This window comes from Mycobacterium sp. KBS0706, assembly GCF_005938675.2.
Lineage (GTDB): Bacteria > Pseudomonadota > Alphaproteobacteria > DSM-16000 > Inquilinaceae > Inquilinus.
This window is the reverse complement of the sequence record NZ_VCCH02000390.1, coordinates 1-332: the sequence shown is the minus strand read 5'-3', so window position 1 is coordinate 332 and position 332 is coordinate 1. Positions and strand designations below refer to the sequence as shown.

The following is a 332-nucleotide window of genomic DNA, read 5'->3' as shown; positions in this document are numbered from 1 at the left end:
TGGCCAGGTCGACCGTCACCCCGGCCGCGCTGGTGTAGTAGCCCGCGGTGTCGCGGCCGGCGCCGCCGTCGAGCAGATCGGCCCCGGCCCCGCCGCGGAGCGCGTCGTCGCCATCGCCGCCGTTGAGGATGTCGGCACCGGCGCCGCCGTCCAGCGTGTCGCCGCCGCCATTGCCCGCGAGGGTATTGGCGCCGGCATCACCGGTGAGCTGGTCGTCGAAGTTGGAGCCGGCGACGTTCTCGATGCTGACATAGGTGTCCCCGGCCGCCGCTCCGGATGCGTTCCCGGTGGCCAGGTTGACCCCGACGCCCGAGGCCTCGGCCTGATAGGAC

Annotated in this window: 1 protein-coding gene; it reads right to left on the bottom strand. The window is 73.8% G+C overall.

Annotation, left to right across the window (positions count from 1 at the left end; all coding sequences use genetic code 11):
- A partial coding sequence (locus FFK22_RS42415; protein WP_373683783.1) for a calcium-binding protein occupies positions 1–332 on the bottom strand: 332 nt, incomplete at both ends.